This window comes from Mycoplasmopsis bovigenitalium, assembly GCF_900660525.1.
GTDB lineage: Bacteria > Bacillota_I > Bacilli_A > Mycoplasmatales > Metamycoplasmataceae > Mycoplasmopsis > Mycoplasmopsis bovigenitalium.
On the sequence record NZ_LR214970.1, the window covers coordinates 479,317 to 501,379 of the forward strand.

The following is a 22,063-nucleotide window of genomic DNA, read 5'->3' on the forward strand; positions in this document are numbered from 1 at the left end:
TTAAGCAAAGTAATTATTCTTCGAAATCTTGATCGTCAATGTCTTGCACATCTTCGATATTTAACTCTGAGAATAATTCTTCAACATCAATTAAGTGGGCTTCAAAATTATCTAGTGAGTAATCTTCTTCAAGTATTTGTTCATCAAGTTTGTATTTAGAAGCAAAATATGAACGAGGATCACGAATATCGTATTTACCTTTTTGGTCGAAATTAGAGTTTGTACCAGCAGGAATTTTACGTCCTAGAATAATATTTTCTTTTAAGCCTTCTAATCTGTCGCTTTGCGCAGAAATTGACGCATTAACAAGAATTTTAGGTGTTTCTTGATATGAAGCAGCAGCTAAAAATGAGTCAGATAATAATGGAGTTTGTTTTGCACCTTTGATTTTAACTTCACCAAATGGTGGGCGTTTACCTTCTGCTAATAAACGAGCTGATTCTTTTTGGAATGCTAAAATATCAACTAATGAACCAGTAAAGAATTTAGAATCACCAGTGTCAGTAATCATAACTTTTGAAAGCATTTGTCTAATAATGATTTCAATATATTTATCGGCAATTGAAATACCTTGTAGACGGTAAAGTTTTTGAACCTCTTGCAGCAAGTAGTTTTGTACTGAACGTGTATCGGCATATTTTAATAAATCACCTAAAACAACTGGGCCTTCAACAATTTTTTGGCCCGGAATTAGTTTGTCGCCTTCTTTAACAACAATTCTTCGATCAGCTTTTGTTTCAAAAGTAATAACTTCTTTTTCTTCAGCATCATTAAATATTTCAATGTCAATGAATTTAATGTTACGGTGTGATGTTTCAGTTGGTGAATAAATAGATAAAACTGAACCATATCCTGGAGAAATAATAGCAGGACGTCCTCAAGGTGAGTCATAGGCGTCAATCAATTCCATTAGCCGACCAAAACCACCAGTAATATCTTCAACACCAGCAACCCCACCAGTATGGAATGTACGCATGGTTAGCTGAGTTCCGGGCTCACCAATTGATTGAGCAGCAACAACACCAACAGCTTCACCAATGTTAACAATACGGTTTAGAGCTAAGTCTTTACCATAACATTTTTGACAAACACCATTACGTGAATAACAAGATAAAACTGATCTAATTTCAACTTCTTTAATGTTTGCAGCAGTAATTTTGTCTACTATTTCAGGTGTAATTAGTTGGTTAGCAGCAATTATTAATTCACCATTGGCATCAAAAATTGGTTTGTTAGTAAATCTACCTTCAATTCTTTCGGCTAATGATTCAATAATTGTATTGGTTTTGTTATCTTTAATATCGTCAACAACAAAACCATAGTCAGTACCACAATCTGGTTCTTTAACAACGATACCTTGAGCAACGTCAACTAAACGACGAGTTAGATAACCTGATTTAGCGGTGTTAAGCGCAGTATCGGTAAGACCTTTTCTAGCACCGTGAGTTGATGAATAAAATTCATAAGCTGTTAGACCTTCAAGGAATGATGATTTAACAGGAATTTCAACAGTTGAACGAACAACACGTTCGTTTTCAGCATCGGCCTTAAGAATTTTAACGTTGTTATTCATAAGTCCACGCATACCAGCAAGCTGTACGAAGTTAGATGAATTACCACGAGCCCCTGATGTAAACATAATAAATAGAGGGTTATATGGATCTGATTTGGTTACTTGTTTTAAATCATCTTCAATTGAGTTTTTGATTTCAGCTCATTTTTTGATTGATAAGCTATATCTTTCATCATCAGTTAGCATACCTTCTTCGAAGAATGATTTTAATTTTTCAATGTAAATTTCACCTTCTTTGATTTTATTTTTGGTTTCAGGAAGGGTAATAACATCGCTAACTGCAATTGTAGTTCCCGAAATAGTTGAGAATTTAAAACCTAATGCTTTAATTTTGTCTAAAACATTGGCAACAACATTAGTGTATCTAAATCAAACCGATTCAAGTAGTTTGGTGTAGTCATCTAATGTTCAAATTGCTTCTTCATTGTTGTGACCAGCTGTAACAATGTATTGAATTTCTTTAAATTCTTCATTGATAAATCTAGTTAAAATTTCCGCGTGTGAAATATCAATTTGCTCACCTTTGTAATCTTTAAGTGCAGCACATTTTTCAAAGATTTTATCTAAATTATCTTTGTCAATGTCGCTAATTACATTAGCTAAATCTTCCATACAAATAACACTTACATATTGGTCATAAACACGACGCACTATTTTAGCGATATCTTTTTTAGTAAGAGCTAAATTAATTGGCATTTTGGCAATATGCTCAGCAAAATTTGTACCTGGTTTAATTAAATAATGTTGAAGTTGTTCACTTGATTTTGAACTATGAACAACTTCTTTGCCATTTGCTTCAATATATTTACAAAAAATGAATTCAAAACTATTTGGAAAGGCTCTGTTAAAGATAAATTTACCAACAGTAGTTGTGATATATCTATAATTACCATCCGAATTAATTCATTTTTTGTTTACTTGTTCAATTGGTAATACGACTCTAGAATGAACGCTAACAACTTTATTTTCGTAAGCAGTTAACATATCTTCGTAAGTAGCGAAGAATTTACCTTCACCTAAAGCACCTGCTTTTTCTTGGGTTAGATAGTATAGACCAAGAATCATGTCTTGACCAGGGTTAATAATTGGTTCACCGTCTTTTGGTCCTAAAATGTTTTTTGATGCTAGCATTAATTCTCTAGCTTCACGTGCAGCTTCGGGACTAATTGGCACGTGAACAGCCATTTGATCACCGTCAAAGTCAGCGTTGAATGGGGTACATGAAAGTGGGTGTAATTTAATTGCTTTACCACGAATTAAAACGGGTTCATAAGCTTGAATACTTAAACGGTGCAATGTTGGCGCACGGTTTAGAAGTACTGGACGGCCTTGAATTGCTTTTTCAACATATGGTCAAATAATTGGGTCTAAGTTTTCAACTGCTTTTTTACCCGCTTTAATTGAATTTATGTTGTTTTTGTCAGATTTGATAAGTTCTCTAATGATTCAAGGTTCAAATAATTTAGCCGCCATTTCCCGAGGGATACCAACTTGGTGCATTTTTAATTCAGGACCAACAACAATAACTGAACGTCCTGAGTAGTCAACACGTTTACCAAGTAAGTTTTGACGGAAACGACCTTTTTTACCAGTTAATGCGTCAGAAATTGATTTGAATGGACGCCCATCTTTGGATGCAACTGGGTTTGGTTTTTTACGCGCATTATCAATTAATGAGTCAACTGCTTCTTGAATCATACGGTACTCATTTTGCTTGATTAACATCGGAGCATCGGTTTCTTCTCATTTTTTAAGACGGTTGTTTCTTATAATGATCCGACGGTAAAGTTCATTAACATCACTTGTTGAGTGACGACCCCCATCAAGTTGAACTAATGGACGCAAATCAGCAGGAATAACTGGCAAGTTGTAAATCAACATAGATTTAGGGTCTTGGCCAGATTTAATAAAGGCATTAATTACAGTTAAACGTTTGTAAAGTTTAGATCTTTCTTGAAGTTTAGCTGCGCCATTAGGGTTTAGGGCAATTTGTTCATTGATTTCTTCAATTTCTCTTTCAAGTTTACGAGCTTCTTCAGCTGGATCAACGTTTTCTAGTAAATATTCAATTGCTTTTGAACCTGTAGAAATTAAGGCATCAGAGTATTCATGGATAATTTCGTTGTATTCATAAAAGTCAATACCATAATCTTGCCCCATTTTTGATGTTGCTTGTTCAGTTAATTCAGTAATTGCTTCGTCAATAACTTCATAAGCTTCTTGTTCAAATTCATCGCCATTAGGATCGAATTTATCTTTTAATTCTAAAAGGGCTTCATAATAAATAGCGGCAGCATCTGAAATATCGATAATTGTATTTTTCTTTAATGATTTTAGTCCGCCATCTTCAAGAACGATATGGCTTTTGTAGTAAATTAATTTTTCTAATTCAGATTTGGTAACTGATTTAGAAGAATTAGCAACTTTTAAACCTAATAATTTTGAAATAATTGAGTGGTCAATTTTAAAGAATCAAAAGTGAACAACAGGATTTTTAAGAGCAATATGACCCATTCTACTTCTGCGTGTGATTTTAGGCAGAATTTTTGGTTTGTGTTTTACACACATTGGGGTTCTAATGCATTCTGTGTTTTCGTCGCTACGTTTATATTTTGTGTTACATACTGGACATTTATAGTCAGTTGTTGGCCCAAAAATTATTTCGTCAAAAAGACCTTCTCTTTCTGGTTTGTAACTTTTGTAGTTAATTGTTTCAGGTTTTGTAACTTCACCATTTGATCAGTTTGTAACATCTTTGTCAGTGGCTAATGATAGAGTTATTTTGTCAATTGATAATTTTGGTTCGTTGTTAAATCTACTCATTTGTACCTCCAAAAATGTCAAAGTATTGTAAAGTATCTTGTTCGTCATCTTGTTCTGAGTGTTTTACGTCTAATTTCATACCAAGACCACGTAATTCGTATTTTAAAACATTGAATGATTCAGGTTCGCCAGGTTTTGGCAGCTCTTTACCCGAGGCAAGAGCTGCATAAAGTTGGTTTCTACCATTAATATCATCTGATTTGTATGTCAAGATTTCTTGAAGAATGTTTGTAGCGCCATAAGATTCAATTGCTCAAGTTTCCATTTCTCCGAATCTTTGACCACCATTTTGTGATTTACCACCTAATGGTTGTTGCGTAATTAATGAATATGGACCTACTGAACGAGCATGCAATTTATCGTCAACCATGTGGTTTAGTTTTAGCATGTACATAACACCAACCGATACTGGATTGTCAAATTTTTCACCAGTAATTGGGTCAATTAAAATTTGTTTACCAGTAGTTGGCAAGTTTGCCTCTTCAATAACATCATAAATTTCTTCTTTTTTAATACCATCGAAAGGTCTAGTTACAAATTTAGTTTGCAGTGTTCTAGCTGCCATTCCTAAGTGAATTTCTAAAACTTGACCAATGTTCATACGTGATGGAACACCTTGTGGGTTAAGCATAACATCAACAGGTGTACCATCTAGTAAGTGTGGCATATCTTCTTCAGGAAGCACAATCGAAACAACACCTTTGTTTCCGTGACGCCCAGACATTTTGTCACCAACTTTGATTTTACGTTTAACAGCAATTGAAACTTTAACAATTTTTGTTATTCCATCTTCAAGTTGGTCTTTATTTTCTCTACTTAAAACTTCAACAGCAATAACTGTACCGCCATGGCCATTTTTAACTTTAAGTGAAGTATCTTTAACTGGTTGTTGTCTTTGTTGTAAAACAGCTAAAAGTAATTTTTCTTCTTGAGAAGGATTGTCATCACCTTTAGGACTTACTCTACCAACCAAAACATCACCGGGTGTTACATCACTACCGATACGAACAATACCAAATTCATCTAAATGACGTGTAGCAAATTTTGAAACGTTTGGTAAATCAGCAGTTAATTCATCATCACCGGCTTTTGATGTTCTAAATTGAATTGTTTGTTCTTCAATATGAATTGAGGTAAAGACGTCATCTTTAACAAGTCTTTCATTAAGGATAATCGCATCCTCATAGTTGTAGCCTTTGTATGTAGAAAAGGCAACAACTACGTTTTTACCAAGTGATAACTCTCCATCTTTAAATGATGCGCCATCCACAAGTAAATCACCTTTTTTAACTTCTTGACCTTCCTTAACAAGTGGTTTTTGGTGAACAACCGTATCTTGGTTTGAACGTTGGAAGTTTTTTAAATAATATGTATCAAGTGCGTTTTTTGCATTTCTAATTTTAATTTTTTTACCATCAACATATTCAACAAGACCATCATTACGAGCAACAAAGTTTCCCGATGAATATTTAGCAATATCTGCTTCAATACCAGTAGCAACAAATGGTGCTTCAGCTTGTAATAATGGTACTGCTTGACGTTGCATGTTGGCGCCCATAAGTGCACGGTTGGCATCGTCATTTTCAAGGAAAGGAATACATCCAGCAGCAACCGAAACGATTTGATTTGGTGAAACTTCAATAAAGTCAATTTCGTCAGCTGAGGCAATTTGGTATGTGTAATTATGACGAATAGTAATATTTGTATCAATAATTCTGTTGTTTTCATCAACTTTTACTGTTGACTGGGCAATTTTATATCCCATTTCATCAGCAGCAGTTAAATAAACAGGTTCTGAGTAATTAACAACACAATTTTCCACTCTATAATAAGGAGTTTGTAAAAAACCAAACTCATTTACTGATGCATATGTAGCATAGTTTAAGATAAGACCAATGTTAGGTCCTTCAGGAGTTTCGATTGGACAAATTCTTCCATAGTGAGTCGCATGAACGTCACGAACCTCGAATTGAGCTGTATCACGGTTTAGACCACCAGGCCCAAGTGAAGTTATACGTCTTTCATTACTAATTTCAGCAAGTGGGTTGATTTGGTCCATGAATTGCGACAATTTCGATGAGTTGAAAAATGTTTTCATTTGGTTAGAAATTAATTTGTTGTTTGTCGCATTTTTAGGGCTAACTTTATCAGGTTCTTTAGCACCCATTCTCTCACGTGTTGTTTTTTCAAGTTTTGCTAAACCAACTTTTAGGTTGTTTTGAATTAACTCACCAATTGCAACAATACGTTTGTTTGTTAGTGCATCAGGGTCATCATCTTGACCAATGCCATCCAACATATTGAAATAGTAGTTGATTGCAGCAATTAAGTCTGAAACTACTAAATGTGTTTCGTTTGCTTTTGGATCGGTTCCAATAACTCTAACGGGATCTAAACCTTTTTCCATTCATTTTTTGTTAGGGAAAACTTTTATAGAAATGATTTTGTCCCTTCTTTTTAATGAAGAGTTGGCAGGATCATTTAATAATTTTGCATAAACCACATCAGTTTTTATGCATTTTAATTTTTCAGATGAAAGCTTACCATTATTGAAGTTTCATTGAATTAAAACCGCTAACTTGTGAGTAATAGGGGTTCCAATTTTCAGACTAATTTCTTCACCATTTTTGTCTTTAATAACAAGATCTTGACCTAAAATAGTTCCCGAAATACGGTCAACTAGATTTAGTTTTATGTTTAACATATAACGTCCAGTTGCACTTAGGTTGTAGTGCTTTTTATGGAACAACATACTTGGAATTAAGTTCGCTATAGACTCATCAGAAACACGATCGCCCTTTCTAATGGTTCTAAATAGCTCGTCTTGACAATTTTTAATAACTTCTTCAGGTGTAAATTCTGTAGTTGCTTTTTTGTCTCTTTTGATTGATTCTAAAATAACGTCAGATCTACCAAATAATTCAAAAATATCATCATGCATTATTCCTAACGCACCTAAGAAAGTAACAATGTTAACATTTTTATTTTTGTCAATTCTTATTTTTACACTGTCAGGGTTTTTCGATGTTACCTTGTGTGAAATTTCAACTCAAGAACCTACACGTGGTAATATTTCAACCTTGTTAAAAAGATCGTCAGATTGTTTATTTCTAACTCCACGACCAAAATACGCACCAGGCGAACGAATTAATTGACTAACGATAACTTTTTCACTACCGTTGATAATAAAACTTCCGCCAGAAGTCATTAATGGTATTTCCCCAAGAAAAACAACGTCTTCTTTAACTAAACCCTCGTTTGTTGTTGTTGCTCTAAATCTACCATACAGTTTACCTGCATAGTTGGTTCCTTTAACCTTAGCTTTAGTAACTTCATCGTATTCTTTTGCTGGAACTTCAAGTGTTGCAGTATTTGGGATATACTCAAGTGTAACACCTTTGTTTGCAGAAGAAATAGGATAGTGTTCTCTAATCGCTTCTTCGATACCAGTTTTCTTAAATCATTCAAAAGATTCTTTGGATGTTTTTAAAAAGTCTTGAACTTGGAATATATTTTTTGTAGATGAATAATCTCTACGTTTGGTGCCCGAACCAAATTCGTTAACTTTGTACTGGAATTTATTTACATATTTTTTATTTAACTGTTCCATAAAACTCCTTGATTATTGCGTATGAAATAATATTTGCTTAATTTAATAAGTAAATATACTTAATTGTAACATAATTTATAATTAACAAAAGCAAAATTTTATCTTTTTTTGCCAATGTTATTTTATAAGTATATTTTTACTAATCAATTCATTTTTAAATTGATTTGGGAAAATATTTTTTTAAAAAATAGTTTATTCAATTAATAAATTTAAAAATTTGATTTATATGTATTTAATTTTTTTTAAATTTATTTTTCTAAGTAAGATATATTTTAGAATGTCGCTTTTGCGATAAATATGTTATGCATCATATAAATAAATATTTATAATTTAAAATCAATAAAGATTTATTAGGAGTTTTATGATTAAAATTGGATCTCACGTTAGCTTTAATGCGCCAGATTATTTAACTAATTCTTGCCAAACTTCAATTGAAAATGGCGCAAACACAATGATGATTTATGTAGGTGCTCCTCAAACAACTCGTAGAGTCAGTGTCGAAAAATACAAGCTTGAAGAATACAAAAAAAACTTTTCTGAGCTAATAAAACCAGAAGACATTATTGTTCATGCGCCATACATTATCAATTTAGCTTCGATTGAAAAAGGTGATTTTGCTGTTGAATTTTTGATTGAAGAAATCAAAAGAGTTGATTATATTGGAGCTAAATATTTAGTTTTACATCCAGGAGCACACACAAAATTTACCATTGATCAAACACTTGACAAACTTTGCGAAAATTTAAATAAAGTTTTTGAAAAAACATCAAATGTAGTTATTTGTTTGGAAACAATGGCGGGTAAGGGCACTGAAATATGTAAGAATTTTGAACAAATTAAATACGTTATTGATAAAGTGGCTAATGAAAGACTTCAAATTTGTCTTGATACTTGTCACCTATGAGATGCTGGCTATAATTTAAAAAATTATGAAGAGTTTAAAAAACAACTTATTGATTTTGATTTATTAAAAAATGTGCGAGTAATCCACCTAAATGATTCATTAAATGACTTATCATCGCATAAAGACCGTCATGCCAATATTGGTAAAGGATTTATTGGTCTAGAAACGCTTAAAAAATTTGTATTTGATAAAGACTTTGATAACATTCCAATTATTTTAGAAACTCCTTGAACAGACCAAGGGCCAATTTACAAACAAGAAATTGAAATGTTGTTAAATTAACTAATTTATTCATTTTTCAGTTGAATTGAGAAAAAATATTTAGTTTTAGCAAATAAAAAATCAAAATTCTTTTATATTTAATATTAACATTAGTAATTTAATTTAAATGTATAATTTAACTATGACTAAATCACTAGAGAACCAAGTTAAGCAAAAAAATCCGTATTTTATAAATGTAGAAAAAAAGCAAAAAAATCAAATTTTAACAACAAAGAAGGCTATAGCTGGTGTTGAGTTTTTGAAATTGCTTTTTTTACTTTTTATTAGTGCCTTTTTCATTTTAATACAGTATGGCAGCAATTGAATTAAAGACCAAAACACAGCCAATGTTATAGAAATTCTTTATCTTTATTCAGTTGGTTTAGTTTTTGGTGATTTAACAATTTTTATTATCATCGGTGTTCTACTTTCATTAATTATTAATTGGTTAGAACTGTTTCTTAAAAAGTATTATTTTAAGTGATTTAGTGAGCATTTAAAAATTGATTATTGATTTATAAGCAAAAGACTAAAACTTATTTTATGGAGCTCAATAGTTTGTGTTGTTATGCTTTATCATTGAACATTATTAAGCAAGCGTGAATTAGAAAATAATTGATTTTACTCAACAAACGATTTAAAAAATATATTTTTGCGTGGATGATATTATTCGTTTACACAGGGTCCGCAAAAAGCACTAGAAATTCCAAATGCAAAGGGAAATATTGGTGTTTTAGCTGATACAATTTTTAATATTTTGCATGTTATTTCATTTGGACCATATTTAATGATTTTAAGTTGTGCAACAATTCAAATAGTTTCATGGTTGTTTTTTACAACAATAAATCCTATAAAATACTTTAAAAAATATTCGAGCAAAAAAACACCAATTGAATTGAAAAATAACTTAAAAAAGATAAATTCATTATTTATTTATACACAAGAAGTTGAAAGATATTTTGAATTCATCGACAAGGCATGTAAAATCCTTGAAATTGATATTGAACAAACATCATTGAAAAAAATATTGAAACTTATTAAGGTAAATCACGAAATATTATCAACTAATATAGAAACCTTTAAGTATTATGAACATATTAAATCCACTAAACAAAAAGAAGAATCTGATGAGATGAAGTTTAAGAAACTTGTTGATGAAGTACTTGCAAAACAAAATATTGAATCAGTAAAAAATATACCTCCACAACACCAAACAGTGATTATTGAAGAACAATTAGAGCAAGATGATACACTGTTAAATACTGAAATTATAGAAAATAACCAAAACACTGAAAATACACTCGAACAAGTAGAATTTGCATCACCTACGACAGAAGAAAAAACAAATATCATTAATCAAGAAATTATTGATAATAATTCAATTAATAATGAACAAAATAATGAGCAAAATGATTTAAATGAATTCAACCAAAATATCGACAGAACAATTGAATTAAGAAGCATTGATACCGTTACATTAAATGAAATTCAAGACGAAACTTGTGACATTATTTTAAAACCAGAGTCACAAACCTCTTCGATGAAAGTTGAAATAAAGCCAACTATTAAAAATTCAGTTAGCGATAACTTTGTATTAATTGACACTAATGAATTATTACTTAATGACTCAATACAAACAGAAATCACAAATACAAATAATTATCAAAACATGAATAAACAAACACAAAATTCAATGGAATTTGTGAATATAAACACACAAGAAATAGAACATTATGAAAATAGTGTTGATTCTATTAAAGAACAACCAAATGATGAATATGATTGAATAAGCCCATTTGAATAAAGAGGTTAACGTGAAAAAATATACATGAGATGAAGTTCAAAGCACAATTGAAAACAGAGTTAATTCATCTGTTATATTTTTTGTATGTTTCACAAAAAGCAATGATATTGATTCTTTAACTATGTTAAATACCTATGAGGAAGTTGAGGAACAATTTAAACACAACTCAAATGTTAAGTTTATGAACGTTGATATTGAAAAAACAAATATATACAAAGACATAAATGATTCATATAAAATTTGACAATCACCAAAATTTATAGTTATATACAATAACAAAGTAAAAAGGAGTGGTTCTGGTATCTATCCTAAAGAAATAATCATTGACTTTATTGAGGAAAATCTTGAATAATGAATCCCGAATTAAAACAAAAAATGTCAAATTTGCCAAAATCACCCGGCATTTATCTTTGAAAAGATTCATTAAATCGAGTCATATATGTAGGTAAAGCTATAAATTTACACAGAAGAATGCATGATTATTTTGAAGGGGCAATAAACTCATATAAAACACACGCACTCGTTCAAAAAATTTGTGATTTTGAAATCTTTTTAGTTCGAAACAATAAAGAGGCGTTACTACTAGAAAAGCAATTTATTGAGAAATTTAATCCTGAATACAACATACTACTTTTAGACGACAAAAGATACCCTTATATTAAGATTCAAAAATCGACCAAATCAATTGATATTTCAATTGAAAGGAAAATATATAAGCGCGGAAACGATGTAATATATTTTGGCCCTTTTTCATCCGGGGGCGCAACTGAAATACTCAAATTATTACAAAGAGAAGCTCATTATGAAAATGGGTTAAAAATTATTAATTCAGATCCAAAGTTTTGAGAAAGCAAATTTGAAAAAATAAAATCATTAATCAAATTCAATAAAGATTACTTATCGCAATTAAAAACAAAAATGCTAAATGCGGCTGAAAATATGCAATTTGAAATTGCTCTTGACATTAAAAAAAGTTTAATCTTTTTAGAAAAATTAGTCCAAGACCAAGTAATTGAACTAAATAAATATCAAAATGTTGATGTTTTTGCTGCAAAATCAAATTTAAACAACATTTTCATAACAGTTTTGTACTATAGACACGGAAATCTTATTGGTAAAGACGATATGACTATTCCTATTCAAATTGATTTTAATGAAACAATCAATAACTTTTTTAGAGTTTTCTATAAAAATAAAATAAAGCCTGACCAAATCATAATAAGTGAACAAATTGGGCAAGCTTTATTGTTAGATGTCATTGATTATAACTTTGTAATTCCGCAAAAAGGTTCTTACTCAAAAATTTTATCAATTGCCCAAATAAACTTGAATAACTATTTTCAACAAAATCAACACAAATCCGAGTCAATTGAGCAAAAAAATTATGAAATTCTAAAGCAGTTATCAAAATACACAAATGGAATGATTTGCTCAAATATAATTGCATTTGATAACTCAACTTTATCAAATGAGAACCCTGTCGGTGTTGCTGTTGCATACACAAATGCAATGAAAAACAAATATTATTATAGAAAATTCAATCACTCTGAAATAAATTCTCGTGAAGCCGATGTTGAATATATGAAACTTACAACAGAAAAATACTTCAAAAATATTGATGAAAATTTACTCCCGGATTTAATTATTGCAGATGGTGGAAAAGCACAAATCAATGAAATTCACAAAGTTTTGAAAAAACTCAATTTCAATATAAATATTATTGGTTTGGTAAAAAATGATAAACACAAAACAAGTAAAATAATTGATGTTAATGGAAATGTACAAAATATAGAACCACCCAGTCTTAAAAACTTTTTAACACAAGTACAAATCGAAGTTGATAGGTTTGCAAAAGAACATTTTTGAAAGAGAAAAAAAATATTTTCGCTAGAAAGCAAACTTCAAAGAATAAAAGGTATAGGTGAAAAATATGAACAAAAACTCATTGAACATTTCAGGACATATTCCAATATCTATAACGCATCAATTGAAGAACTCGAAAGAGTATTACCAAAAAATTTAGCATTGAAAATATATAACAAAGATTTTTTATTGGAGGACTAATGTGAAGATTATCAGTTCAAAATTTTTATATGTCAAACATGTCTAATTCACTAGCAAGTGATTCAGTCGGGTATTTCACAACCACAAATTTAATTAACATATCAATATTCATTTTATTTGCTGCACCATTATTTCTGCAAGTCATACTAATTCGAAAAATACTATATGGAAATAAAACATATCTCGAAAAAAAATTTATATTTGCTGACATTAAAGTTGTTAAATTAAGCCAAATTTTCCAATATATTATCACTGCGTTAATAACATTAATTATGTTAATTATTGCATTGATTTTAAATGAGTTTTTAGTAAAAGACCCATTAATTCTTAAATCAAATCGAATAAACTATATAATTTTGATATCAATTATTTTCACATTAAATTTATTAGTACTTTTGATTTGCATAATAAAATACAAAAAAATCAAAGTAAATACCAAAATTGATTGAGAAAAAGTCAAAAAATACTGCTTAGAAAATGAGTTAAGATTCAAAAGCGGAGAATTCCTATACAGATTTAAAGACTCGTTTACTAATAAATATCATGAAGAAAATAGCGTAAATATTGAAAAAGAGTGGTCAAAAGATTTATCAAGAAATTCAACATTTACAAAAACAAAAAACATTCCTGTTAAAATGGTGCGTTGATATATTTCAAAAGTTGATAAATTCTTTTTCAAACAAGAGCTTAATTTAGATGACAAATTGCACTTAATTTGTAGCATTGTTATCAATCAATTAGTTGCAGACGGAATTTGCGAAAGTATTGAAAAATCAATTGAAAAAGTTTCTAGTATTGTCAAATAAAAATGCCTCGCGGCATTTTTTTAAATGTGACAAGATTTTTTACGAATAAGAGCAACTTCTCCAAATAAATCTCAACCTTCAGTTGTTCAATCAATTTCAGCTTGTGAGAAAGTATACGCAGTATCACTAACTAATGTTAAAATTTTACGAACTGGTTTAAAATCAAAAATTGTACCCAAATACTCAGTAGTAATAGTGATTGATTTCAAATAATGTTCATATTTGGTTTCGTCCATTGATTCTAGAAATAGAATTGATTTGTCAAAATTATAAGAATTTTCAATCCCATTATTAAACACGTGACCCAATGTTTGATTGTTATTTGTAAATATTAATCCTTTATCATCGCTATAAACGTCTAGTTTACCAAATAAATTATCGATAACGATATTAGATAATGTAAATCCTCTCAAAATAGTTAACATATTAATAACATTTTGAAGAGCATCGTTTGTTTCAAAAGCTTTAGGCCCTTTTTTAACAACTTCCAAAAATGAATTTTGCTTTATTTTTTTAGAAATAAAGTTTTTTGTGTATTCATCAATTTTGTTTTTGTCATTTAATACTTCAATTGCCATTTTTTTCAATTCATTGTATTTTTCTTCATTTTTTACAACATTTGTAAAGTTTTCGATTTTAAAAGCAGTCAAAATTGATAGTGGCATTTGTTTTAAAAAATCTCTTGTAAGTCTAATTAGCATTTTTCCTCCATTTTCAGCATAAACTCAATTGATGATTAACCAATAAACACGATTTTTATGCTTATAAATTATACAGTCATAACGAGTATTATTAATTAATATATTTAATTAAAAGTTAAATTATCCATAATTTTAACAAGAGTTTTTGCGATTTTTCATTCTCTCTGTGTATGCGCGGTTTTACTTAACATAAATAATTTTGAATTTTGCATTGCCTTATGCAAATCATATGCTCCAGATGGGCGACAATCAATGTCATATTCTCCGTGCACAATATAAGTTTCAATATGTTTAATTTTGTCAATATTATTCAAAATATAATTTTCAGGCATTCATGCTTTATTGTAAAAATAGTAGTTTTCTAAAAAAGCTATTTCAGCAGTTTCTTTTGGATATTTATGTGCGTCAAAATTAACTTTATTAACACTAATTAGAGCTGTTTCTCAATTTGTTCAATGTATAAAAGCTTTATTGCGAATATTTTCATCATTACTATTCATCATTTCATAATATGAGTTTAGGATATTTTTCTTTTGCTCTGGACTCAAAATTGAAGTATATTTTTCAAATTCGATTGGTTTAAGATAACTTGCTCCTTCTTGAAATAATCAATCTACATCACTTTGACGATTAAGATATATGCCTCTTAAAACTAATTTTGATACATTTTGCGGATATTTTATTGCATAACAAAGTGATAAAGTAGTGCCTCATGAACCGCCAAAAAGAATTCACTTGTCAATTTTTAAAATTTTGCGAATATTCTCCAAATCTTCAATCAAAAAATCCGTTGTATTGTTATTTGTAAGCATCGATGGAGTTGATTTGCCACAACCTCTTTGGTCAATCAAGATAATTTTGTATTTTTTGGGGTCAAAAAATCTGCGACAAACAGGACTAGTTCCACCGCCTGGCCCGCCATGAACATAAACGACTGGTATACCATTAGGATTCCCGCTTATTTCATAGTAAATTTTGTGTTCGCTATCATTAGGATTATAAAATTTTTTTAAATAAGGTTCTATTTCTGGATACAAATATTTAAGATAACTTTTCATAAAATTATTATAAAACTTTCCCAAACGGGAAAGTCTTAAAATGCAAACTTTTATACTAATCTTCTTTGACTTCAATAAATAATTCATCGAGTTGTTTTTTATCAACCGAACTTGGCGCTTGAGTAAATACATCTTGCGCTTTTGCATTTTTTGGAAATGCAATTACGTCGCGAATACTTTTTTCATTGGTCAAAATCATCACAAGTCTGTCAAGACCCAAACCAATTCCACAGTGAGGAGGAACACCATATTTAAATGAGTTTATGAATCAACCAAATTTTGATTGTTGTTTTTCTTTATCCATACCAATCATTTCAAACATTTTTTGTTGTGTTTTAGAGTCGTAAATTCTTGCAGAACCCGAACCTAATTCAAATCCATTTAAAACTAAATCATAACTTCGAGCCATGACTTTATCAAGTGGCAATGAATCCAATTCATCTAATTCATGGTCAAATTGAGTAAATGGATGGTGTGCTGCTTGTCAAGAGTTATTTTCCTCATCATATTCAAACATTGGTCAGTCAGTAACTCAAGATAAATGATATGTATCTGCCTTGGCATATTGGAACATTTCGTTTAATTCAACACGAACAGCTCCAAGCGCTTTTGAACAGTTTTCATATGTGTTAGCAACAATGAAATAAGAACCGTGTTTATTTTTTCTTTTTTCAATTAGATTATATACAGATTGGGAAACTTTGTTGGCAAAATTACTATGTGTAATTTCACCATTTTCAACAACAAAATAAAACAAAATATTAGCTTTATTTTTCAGAGCAATTTCCGCAAGTTGTTTAAAATCTTTTTTAGTAATTATTGTATCTACTTGCAATAGTCTTTTTGCAGGAGAATTTTTGATAATATCGAAATCAGTATCTAAGCAAAAATCATTTATATCTTCAATTTTATATCCAAATCTTAAGTCAGGTTTGTCTGTTCCATAGTCTCTTAAAGCATCAAAATACTTGATTCTTGCCAATGGTGTAACTAAATTAAGACCTAGTTGAGCAAAAATATGCTTAAACAATTCTTCAATATATTTTTGAAAATCCTCAACATTTAAAAATGCAGCCTCAATATCAAGTTGAGTAAATTCGGGTTGACGGTCTTTTCTGCCATCTTCATCCCTAAAACATCTTGCAAATTGATAATATTTTTCAAAGCCAGATACCATTAATAATTGTTTAAAAAGTTGCGGGCTTTGTGGTAATGCTCAAAATTCATTTGCATTTCTTGTTGGAACTAAAAAGTCTCTAGCGCCCTCAGGTGTTGAACGTGCCAACATTGGTGTTTCAATATCAATAAAGCCATTTTTATGCATAAATTCACGCACAGCAAACATTAAATTACTTTTTAAAATTATGTTATTTTGCATCTTATTTCTGCGCAAGTCTAAAAAACGATATTTTAGTCTTAAATCTTCGTTAACATTTATATCATCGCGAATTGCAAAAGGTAATTCTTCAAGCGACTCTGAAAAAATAAGATAATTTTCAACAATAATTTCAATAGCGCCACTTTTTAAGTCTTTATTTACACTTTTTCGAGCTACAACTTGACCACTAACTTCAATAACACTTTCTTTATTAATATGAACATCTTTATTGAAAACACATTGAACAATTCCGCTTCTATCTCTTAAATCGATGAATGTTAATTCACCAAAACGACGTTTATTTGCAACAAAGCCGTGAATTGTTACTTTTTGGCCAATATTATTAATACCTAATTCTGAATTATTGATATATTTTGATTTCATTATTCTCCTAAATTTTGATTTTAATTATATTTTATTTACAATTTACCAATATAAAAATTAACATAAATTATTAAATATTGCAATTGCCAAAATTGTCAAGCATTTTCAAAAATAAATATTTATAATTATTATTAATTATTTAATTTAATTATTATAATAAGCTACATAAATATTTTTTTAAATTTGTTTCTTTGCTAAAATTAAAGTGCTATTTTATTGATCGAATAAATTAGCCATGGATAGGATGCGGATGAAAGGCCGCACTTAGGTTGGTTTAGCGCTAAAACAATTTATATTTAACAAAATGAAAGGAAATATATAACATGGCAAAAATAGATTTTAGTCGTTCAAAAGAACACGTTAATATCGGTACAATCGGTCACGTTGACCACGGTAAAACTACTCTTACTGCTGCTATTGCTTCTACATTAGCTAAAAAAGGTTTAGCTGAAGCTCGTGACTATGCATCAATTGACAACGCACCAGAAGAAAGAGAACGTGGTATTACAATTAATACTTCACACATCGAATACGAAACTGAAGCTCGTCACTATGCACACGTTGACTGTCCTGGTCACGCCGACTACATTAAAAACATGATTACCGGTGCTGCACAAATGGATGGTGCTATCCTAGTTGTTGCTGCAACTGACGGGGCTATGCCTCAAACACGTGAACACATTCTACTTTCAAAACAAGTTGGTGTTCCACGTATGGTTGTTTTCTTAAACAAAACAGACATGCTTTCAGAAGATGAAGCTGAAATGGTTGACCTAGTTGAAATGGAAGTTCGTGAACTTCTATCAAAATACGGTTTTGATGGCGACAACACTCCATTTATCCGTGGATCAGCTGCTAAAGCTTTAGCTGGTGAAGCTCAATGAGAAGAAAAAATTATGGAGTTAATGAACGCTGTTGACACATGAATCGAAACTCCTATTAAAGAATTCGACAAACCATTCTTAATGGCAGTTGAAGACGTATTTACAATTTCAGGTCGTGGTACAGTTGCTACAGGTCGTGTTGAACGTGGTAGATTAAACTTAAACGAAGAAGTTGAAATCGTTGGTCTAAAACAAACCAAAAAAACTGTTGTTACAGGTATGGAAATGTTTAGAAAAAACCTTAAAGAAGTTCAAGCTGGTGACAACGCAGGTCTATTGCTACGTGGTGTTGAAAGATCAGCTATCGAACGTGGTCAAGTTCTAGCAAAACCAGGTTCAATTGTTCCTCACACAGAATTCCAAGCTCAAATCTATGTTCTAACAAAAGATGAGGGTGGACGTCACACACCATTCTTCAAAAACTATAAACCTCAATTCTACTTCCGTACAACAGACGTTACAGGTGGTGTTGAATTTGAAGCTGGCCGTGAAATGGTTACACCAGGTGAAAACGTTGAACTAACAGTTAAACTAATTGCTCCTATCGCAGTTGAAGAAGGAACTAAATTCTCAATTCGTGAAGGTGGACACACTGTAGGTTACGGTAACGTTACAAAAATTATTAAATAATAATTCAAAATGGGGCATTGCCCTATTTTTTATTGCTTAATAAAAATTCTTATTAAGTATAATAATTATTATTAAATATCTAAGGGGCAGTAATGGTCAAAATTTTTACAACAAACAACAATGAAAATATCCAACACGTGGCACAATATGTATTAAAAAATCTAACAAAATCAAAAATCATACTTCTTAACGGTGATTTAGGAGCGGGCAAAACAACATTAGTTAAAGAAATAGCAAAGTTAATTGGTATAAAAGATAACATAACCTCACCTACATTTAATTTTATGAAGGAGTATGAGGGTTTAATTCATATTGATGCATATAACTTAACACAAGACTTAGATGAATTTGAAGACTATTACCTAGATAATATTGTTGCCATCGAATGGTCTGATAATATATCCCATATGTACACAAATTATCTTGATATTAGAATCAAATTAGATTGCGAAAAACACGTATTTTTAATTGAGGAGGTAAAATAATGAAACTTTTTCTAGATACCTCAAATGATGATTTTGTCATTGCTTTATTCGATAATAATTCCAACAAATTAAATTCATATATCATTGAAAACCAACCAAAAAAAGTCCCCCTTATTCCGCAATACGTTCAAAAAATATTAATTGAAAACAATATTAAAATCAATGATATAAACGATTTTTACATTAATCTTGGTCCCGGATTTTTTACCGGCGTAAGAATATCATTAGTCTTTCTAAGAACCATTGCCCTAATGACTAATGCAAATATTCATACAATTAGCTCAATGCAAATTCTTGCAAAACAAAACCCATGAAAAAAAGCATTTTCAATAAATGCAGCAGGTGGTAAAGTATATAAATATTTGACCAATAACAATATATTTTCAATTGAAAACATAAAAATTGAACAATTAGAAAATCAAGAAATAGATTTTATTAATTACGAAAATCTAATTGAAAATTTTCAGGATTATTCTAGTTTATTTACAATGCATAAAGATTTAATGAATATTGAACCATACTACATAAAAAGTCCGCAAATAGGAGTTAAGAAATAATGAGAATATTAGGTATTGAAACAAGTCATGATGATACATCAATTGCCCTATTGGAAAATGGCAAGATTTTGACAATGAAAGCAATCAGTCAAATTGATATATTTAAAGAATTTGGCGGAACAATTCCTGAAATTTCTTCAAGATTGCATGTAAAAAATATAAATTTAATTCAAAAATTACTATTAAATGAATTTGATTTCAATTCAATTGATTATATTGCATATACTGAAAAACCTGGATTAATTGGTACATTGCAAATTGGTTATTTATTCGCATCAGCACTTTCTTTGACCCTAAATAAACCATTAATTCCAATAAATCATTTACACGGTCACTTTTTTTCTAACGCAATTGAACAAAAAATACAATATCCATCTCTATGCTTGCTTGTTTCAGGTGGGCACACTCAATTAATGGTTGTAAATTCGCCATTTGCCATTGAAATTATTGGTCAAACACTTGATGACGCTGTAGGCGAGGTTTTTGATAAAGTTAGTTCAAAATTAGATTTAGGATTTCCAGGCGGACCTATAATTGATAAAATCTACCAAAATTACAATGGAGAATTTATTGATTTTACAATGCCACAAACTGAAAATAAATTTGATTTTAGCTTTAGTGGTTTGAAATCGCAAGTTCTAAACTATTACAATAACCAAACTATGAAGGGCAAAAAAATAGATAAAAATAAAATTGCAGCAAGTTTTCAACGCACTGCAATTAAATATTTAATTAATAAAACTAAATTAGCTCTTAACCAATACAATGTAAATTCATTGACGCTTGCTGGCGGTGTAAGCGCTAATAGCGAACTAAGAAAACAGTTTATGCAATTAAGTGATAAAGCGCTTGTTCCAAATCTTAAATACGCAACTGATAATGGTGCAATGATTGCAATGTGTGCGTATGAACAAATCAAAAATAAGTGCTAATTTTCCGCAAAAATACAATAAAATTGCAATTTTTGCACTTTTTTATTATTACTAAATATTTATAATATAATTATAATATTAATATTAGTATTTATTGGTTCTATTAAGGAGAATATATGGCATACAAAAAACCAGAAATAACAAACAAAATTGTTCGCCACATTGGAAAAATAGCTGAAACAAATAGCGGTTACACAAGAGAATTAAACCTTGTATCTTGAAATAATGGTGAAGCTAAATACGATATCAGAGATTGAAGTGAAGACCACGCGCGTTCATCAAAAGGAATCACATTAACAATCGAAGAATTAAAATCTCTAAAAGCAATACTAGATAAAGAACTTGAATCACTTTAATAGCTTATTGCAACAACCTTTAAAAGAGGTTTTTTTAATATTTTAAGGAGGTAAAAATGCTTAGAAAAGCTACTGAATTAGAGACTAAAAAAATAATTGAATTTCTTAATCAAGATAGTGAAAATAACTTTTTTTTAATTGGTGATATTGAAGCTTTTGGTTTACACTCAAACATTCATACAACATTTATTTTTGAATTAGAATCAAAAATTAAATATGTAATTTTAATTTATAATCAAACATTATTATATTTTGACCCTTACTATTTAATTGATGAAAAAATCATCAATTATTTCATTGAAAAAGAGGGTATTAAAAATATTAATATATCAAGTAAAATGTTTGAAAATTTATCTGTTTTTTTCAATCAAAAAAACAAATTTGATGTTCACAAACAAATAATTTCAAAATTAGAGCAAAAAATTATTCAAGATAAAAACATTGCAACAAAAGCACAAAGTCAAGATATTGAACTAATTGTTAAATCACGAATGAAAATTGACGAATTTAAAGATTTTCGTAATGATTACGAAAAAGAACTAAAACTTTATAAACAAGCATTTGATTCAAATGTTTCAAACCCATTTATTATTAAAATTAATAATGAGGTTGTTTCTTGTGCTCTTATTGCCATTAACGCAGCAAATATTAGTATAATAGGTGGAGTATTCACACTAGAAGAACACAGAAAAAAAGGATATGCTTCGCAAGTAGTTGGTGCTATTTCAAATTTTGTGATTGAAAACAATAGAATTCCAATGTTGTTTTACCACAACCAAAAAGCAGGAAAAATATATGAGGAGCTAGGCTACAAACCTATTGGTCATTTGTACACAATAGTTGTCAAATAGGA

General features: G+C 30.0%; 16 protein-coding genes. 11 read left to right on the top strand and 5 right to left on the bottom strand.

All coding sequences use genetic code 4. The features are described from left to right. Window positions 1-13: 13 nt before the first annotated feature. Window positions 14-4,396, bottom strand: coding sequence for a DNA-directed RNA polymerase subunit beta' (gene rpoC / locus EXC34_RS02060; RefSeq protein WP_129687710.1), 4,383 nt, complete (start codon window positions 4,394-4,396; stop codon window positions 14-16). Beyond that, a complete protein-coding gene (gene rpoB / locus EXC34_RS02065; RefSeq protein ID WP_129687711.1) occupies window positions 4,389-8,006 on the bottom strand; it encodes a DNA-directed RNA polymerase subunit beta in 3,618 nt (1,205 codons plus the stop codon). Before rpoB ends, rpoC begins: the two co-directional genes overlap by 8 nt. Window positions 8,007-8,367: 361 nt before the next feature. Between rpoB and EXC34_RS02070 the strand changes: the two genes are divergently transcribed. The 5 genes from EXC34_RS02070 to EXC34_RS02090 all read left to right on the top strand — a co-directional run bounded on the left by EXC34_RS02070 (window position 8,368) and on the right by EXC34_RS02090 (window position 13,845). Continuing rightward, a complete protein-coding gene (locus tag EXC34_RS02070) occupies window positions 8,368-9,192 on the top strand; it encodes a deoxyribonuclease IV (RefSeq protein WP_129687712.1) in 825 nt (274 codons plus the stop codon). A gap of 121 nt (window positions 9,193-9,313) precedes the next feature. Continuing rightward, window positions 9,314-10,975: a hypothetical protein gene (locus EXC34_RS02075; protein WP_129687713.1), complete on the top strand. Its 1,662-nt coding sequence runs from the start codon at window positions 9,314-9,316 to the stop codon at window positions 10,973-10,975. 10 nt (window positions 10,976-10,985) lie between these two features. Next, entirely contained in the window at window positions 10,986-11,327 is a 342-nt protein-coding gene (locus EXC34_RS02080) for a thioredoxin domain-containing protein (protein WP_040539501.1), read from the top strand. Then, window positions 11,327-13,039 (top strand): GIY-YIG nuclease family protein, encoded by a 1,713-nt coding sequence (locus tag EXC34_RS02085; RefSeq protein WP_129687714.1) that lies wholly within the window; start codon window positions 11,327-11,329, stop codon window positions 13,037-13,039. Before EXC34_RS02080 ends, EXC34_RS02085 begins: the two co-directional genes overlap by 1 nt. Then, complete coding sequence (locus EXC34_RS02090; RefSeq protein ID WP_129687715.1) at window positions 13,039-13,845, top strand: hypothetical protein; 807 nt, start codon at window positions 13,039-13,041, stop codon at window positions 13,843-13,845. The genes EXC34_RS02085 and EXC34_RS02090 overlap by 1 nt, the downstream gene beginning before the upstream one ends. A 20-nt stretch (window positions 13,846-13,865) precedes the next feature. Here EXC34_RS02090 and EXC34_RS02095 read toward each other — a convergent pair whose 3' ends face one another. The 3 genes from EXC34_RS02095 to aspS all read right to left on the bottom strand — a co-directional run bounded on the left by EXC34_RS02095 (window position 13,866) and on the right by aspS (window position 17,366). Continuing rightward, window positions 13,866-14,546, bottom strand: a complete 681-nt coding sequence (locus EXC34_RS02095) for a hypothetical protein (RefSeq protein WP_129687716.1) — start codon at window positions 14,544-14,546, stop codon at window positions 13,866-13,868. 104 nt (window positions 14,547-14,650) lie between these two features. Next, entirely contained in the window at window positions 14,651-15,604 is a 954-nt protein-coding gene (gene pip, locus EXC34_RS02100) for a prolyl aminopeptidase (protein ID WP_129687717.1), read from the bottom strand. A 55-nt stretch (window positions 15,605-15,659) separates the two neighbouring features. Continuing rightward, window positions 15,660-17,366: an aspartate--tRNA ligase gene (aspS, locus tag EXC34_RS02105; protein ID WP_129687718.1), complete on the bottom strand. Its 1,707-nt coding sequence runs from the start codon at window positions 17,364-17,366 to the stop codon at window positions 15,660-15,662. Between the two features lie 323 nt (window positions 17,367-17,689). Between aspS and tuf the strand changes: the two genes are divergently transcribed. From tuf to EXC34_RS02135, 6 genes are all read left to right on the top strand, one after another. Then, a complete protein-coding gene (gene tuf, locus EXC34_RS02110) occupies window positions 17,690-18,880 on the top strand; it encodes an elongation factor Tu (RefSeq protein WP_004418907.1) in 1,191 nt (396 codons plus the stop codon). A 92-nt stretch (window positions 18,881-18,972) separates the two neighbouring features. Further along, window positions 18,973-19,365 (top strand): tRNA (adenosine(37)-N6)-threonylcarbamoyltransferase complex ATPase subunit type 1 TsaE, encoded by a 393-nt coding sequence (gene tsaE / locus EXC34_RS02115; RefSeq protein ID WP_129687719.1) that lies wholly within the window; start codon window positions 18,973-18,975, stop codon window positions 19,363-19,365. Further along, the gene (gene tsaB / locus EXC34_RS02120; protein ID WP_129687720.1) at window positions 19,365-19,922 is read left to right on the top strand and encodes a tRNA (adenosine(37)-N6)-threonylcarbamoyltransferase complex dimerization subunit type 1 TsaB; all 558 of its coding nucleotides are present in this window, start codon (window positions 19,365-19,367) and stop codon (window positions 19,920-19,922) included. Before tsaE ends, tsaB begins: the two co-directional genes overlap by 1 nt. Beyond that, window positions 19,922-20,854, top strand: coding sequence for a tRNA (adenosine(37)-N6)-threonylcarbamoyltransferase complex transferase subunit TsaD (gene tsaD, locus EXC34_RS02125; RefSeq protein WP_129687721.1), 933 nt, complete (start codon window positions 19,922-19,924; stop codon window positions 20,852-20,854). Before tsaB ends, tsaD begins: the two co-directional genes overlap by 1 nt. A gap of 116 nt (window positions 20,855-20,970) precedes the next feature. After that, entirely contained in the window at window positions 20,971-21,210 is a 240-nt protein-coding gene (locus EXC34_RS02130; protein WP_004418898.1) for a YdbC family protein, read from the top strand. 56 nt (window positions 21,211-21,266) lie between these two features. After that, complete coding sequence (locus EXC34_RS02135; RefSeq protein WP_129687722.1) at window positions 21,267-22,061, top strand: GNAT family N-acetyltransferase; 795 nt, start codon at window positions 21,267-21,269, stop codon at window positions 22,059-22,061. Window positions 22,062-22,063 lie beyond the last annotated feature (2 nt).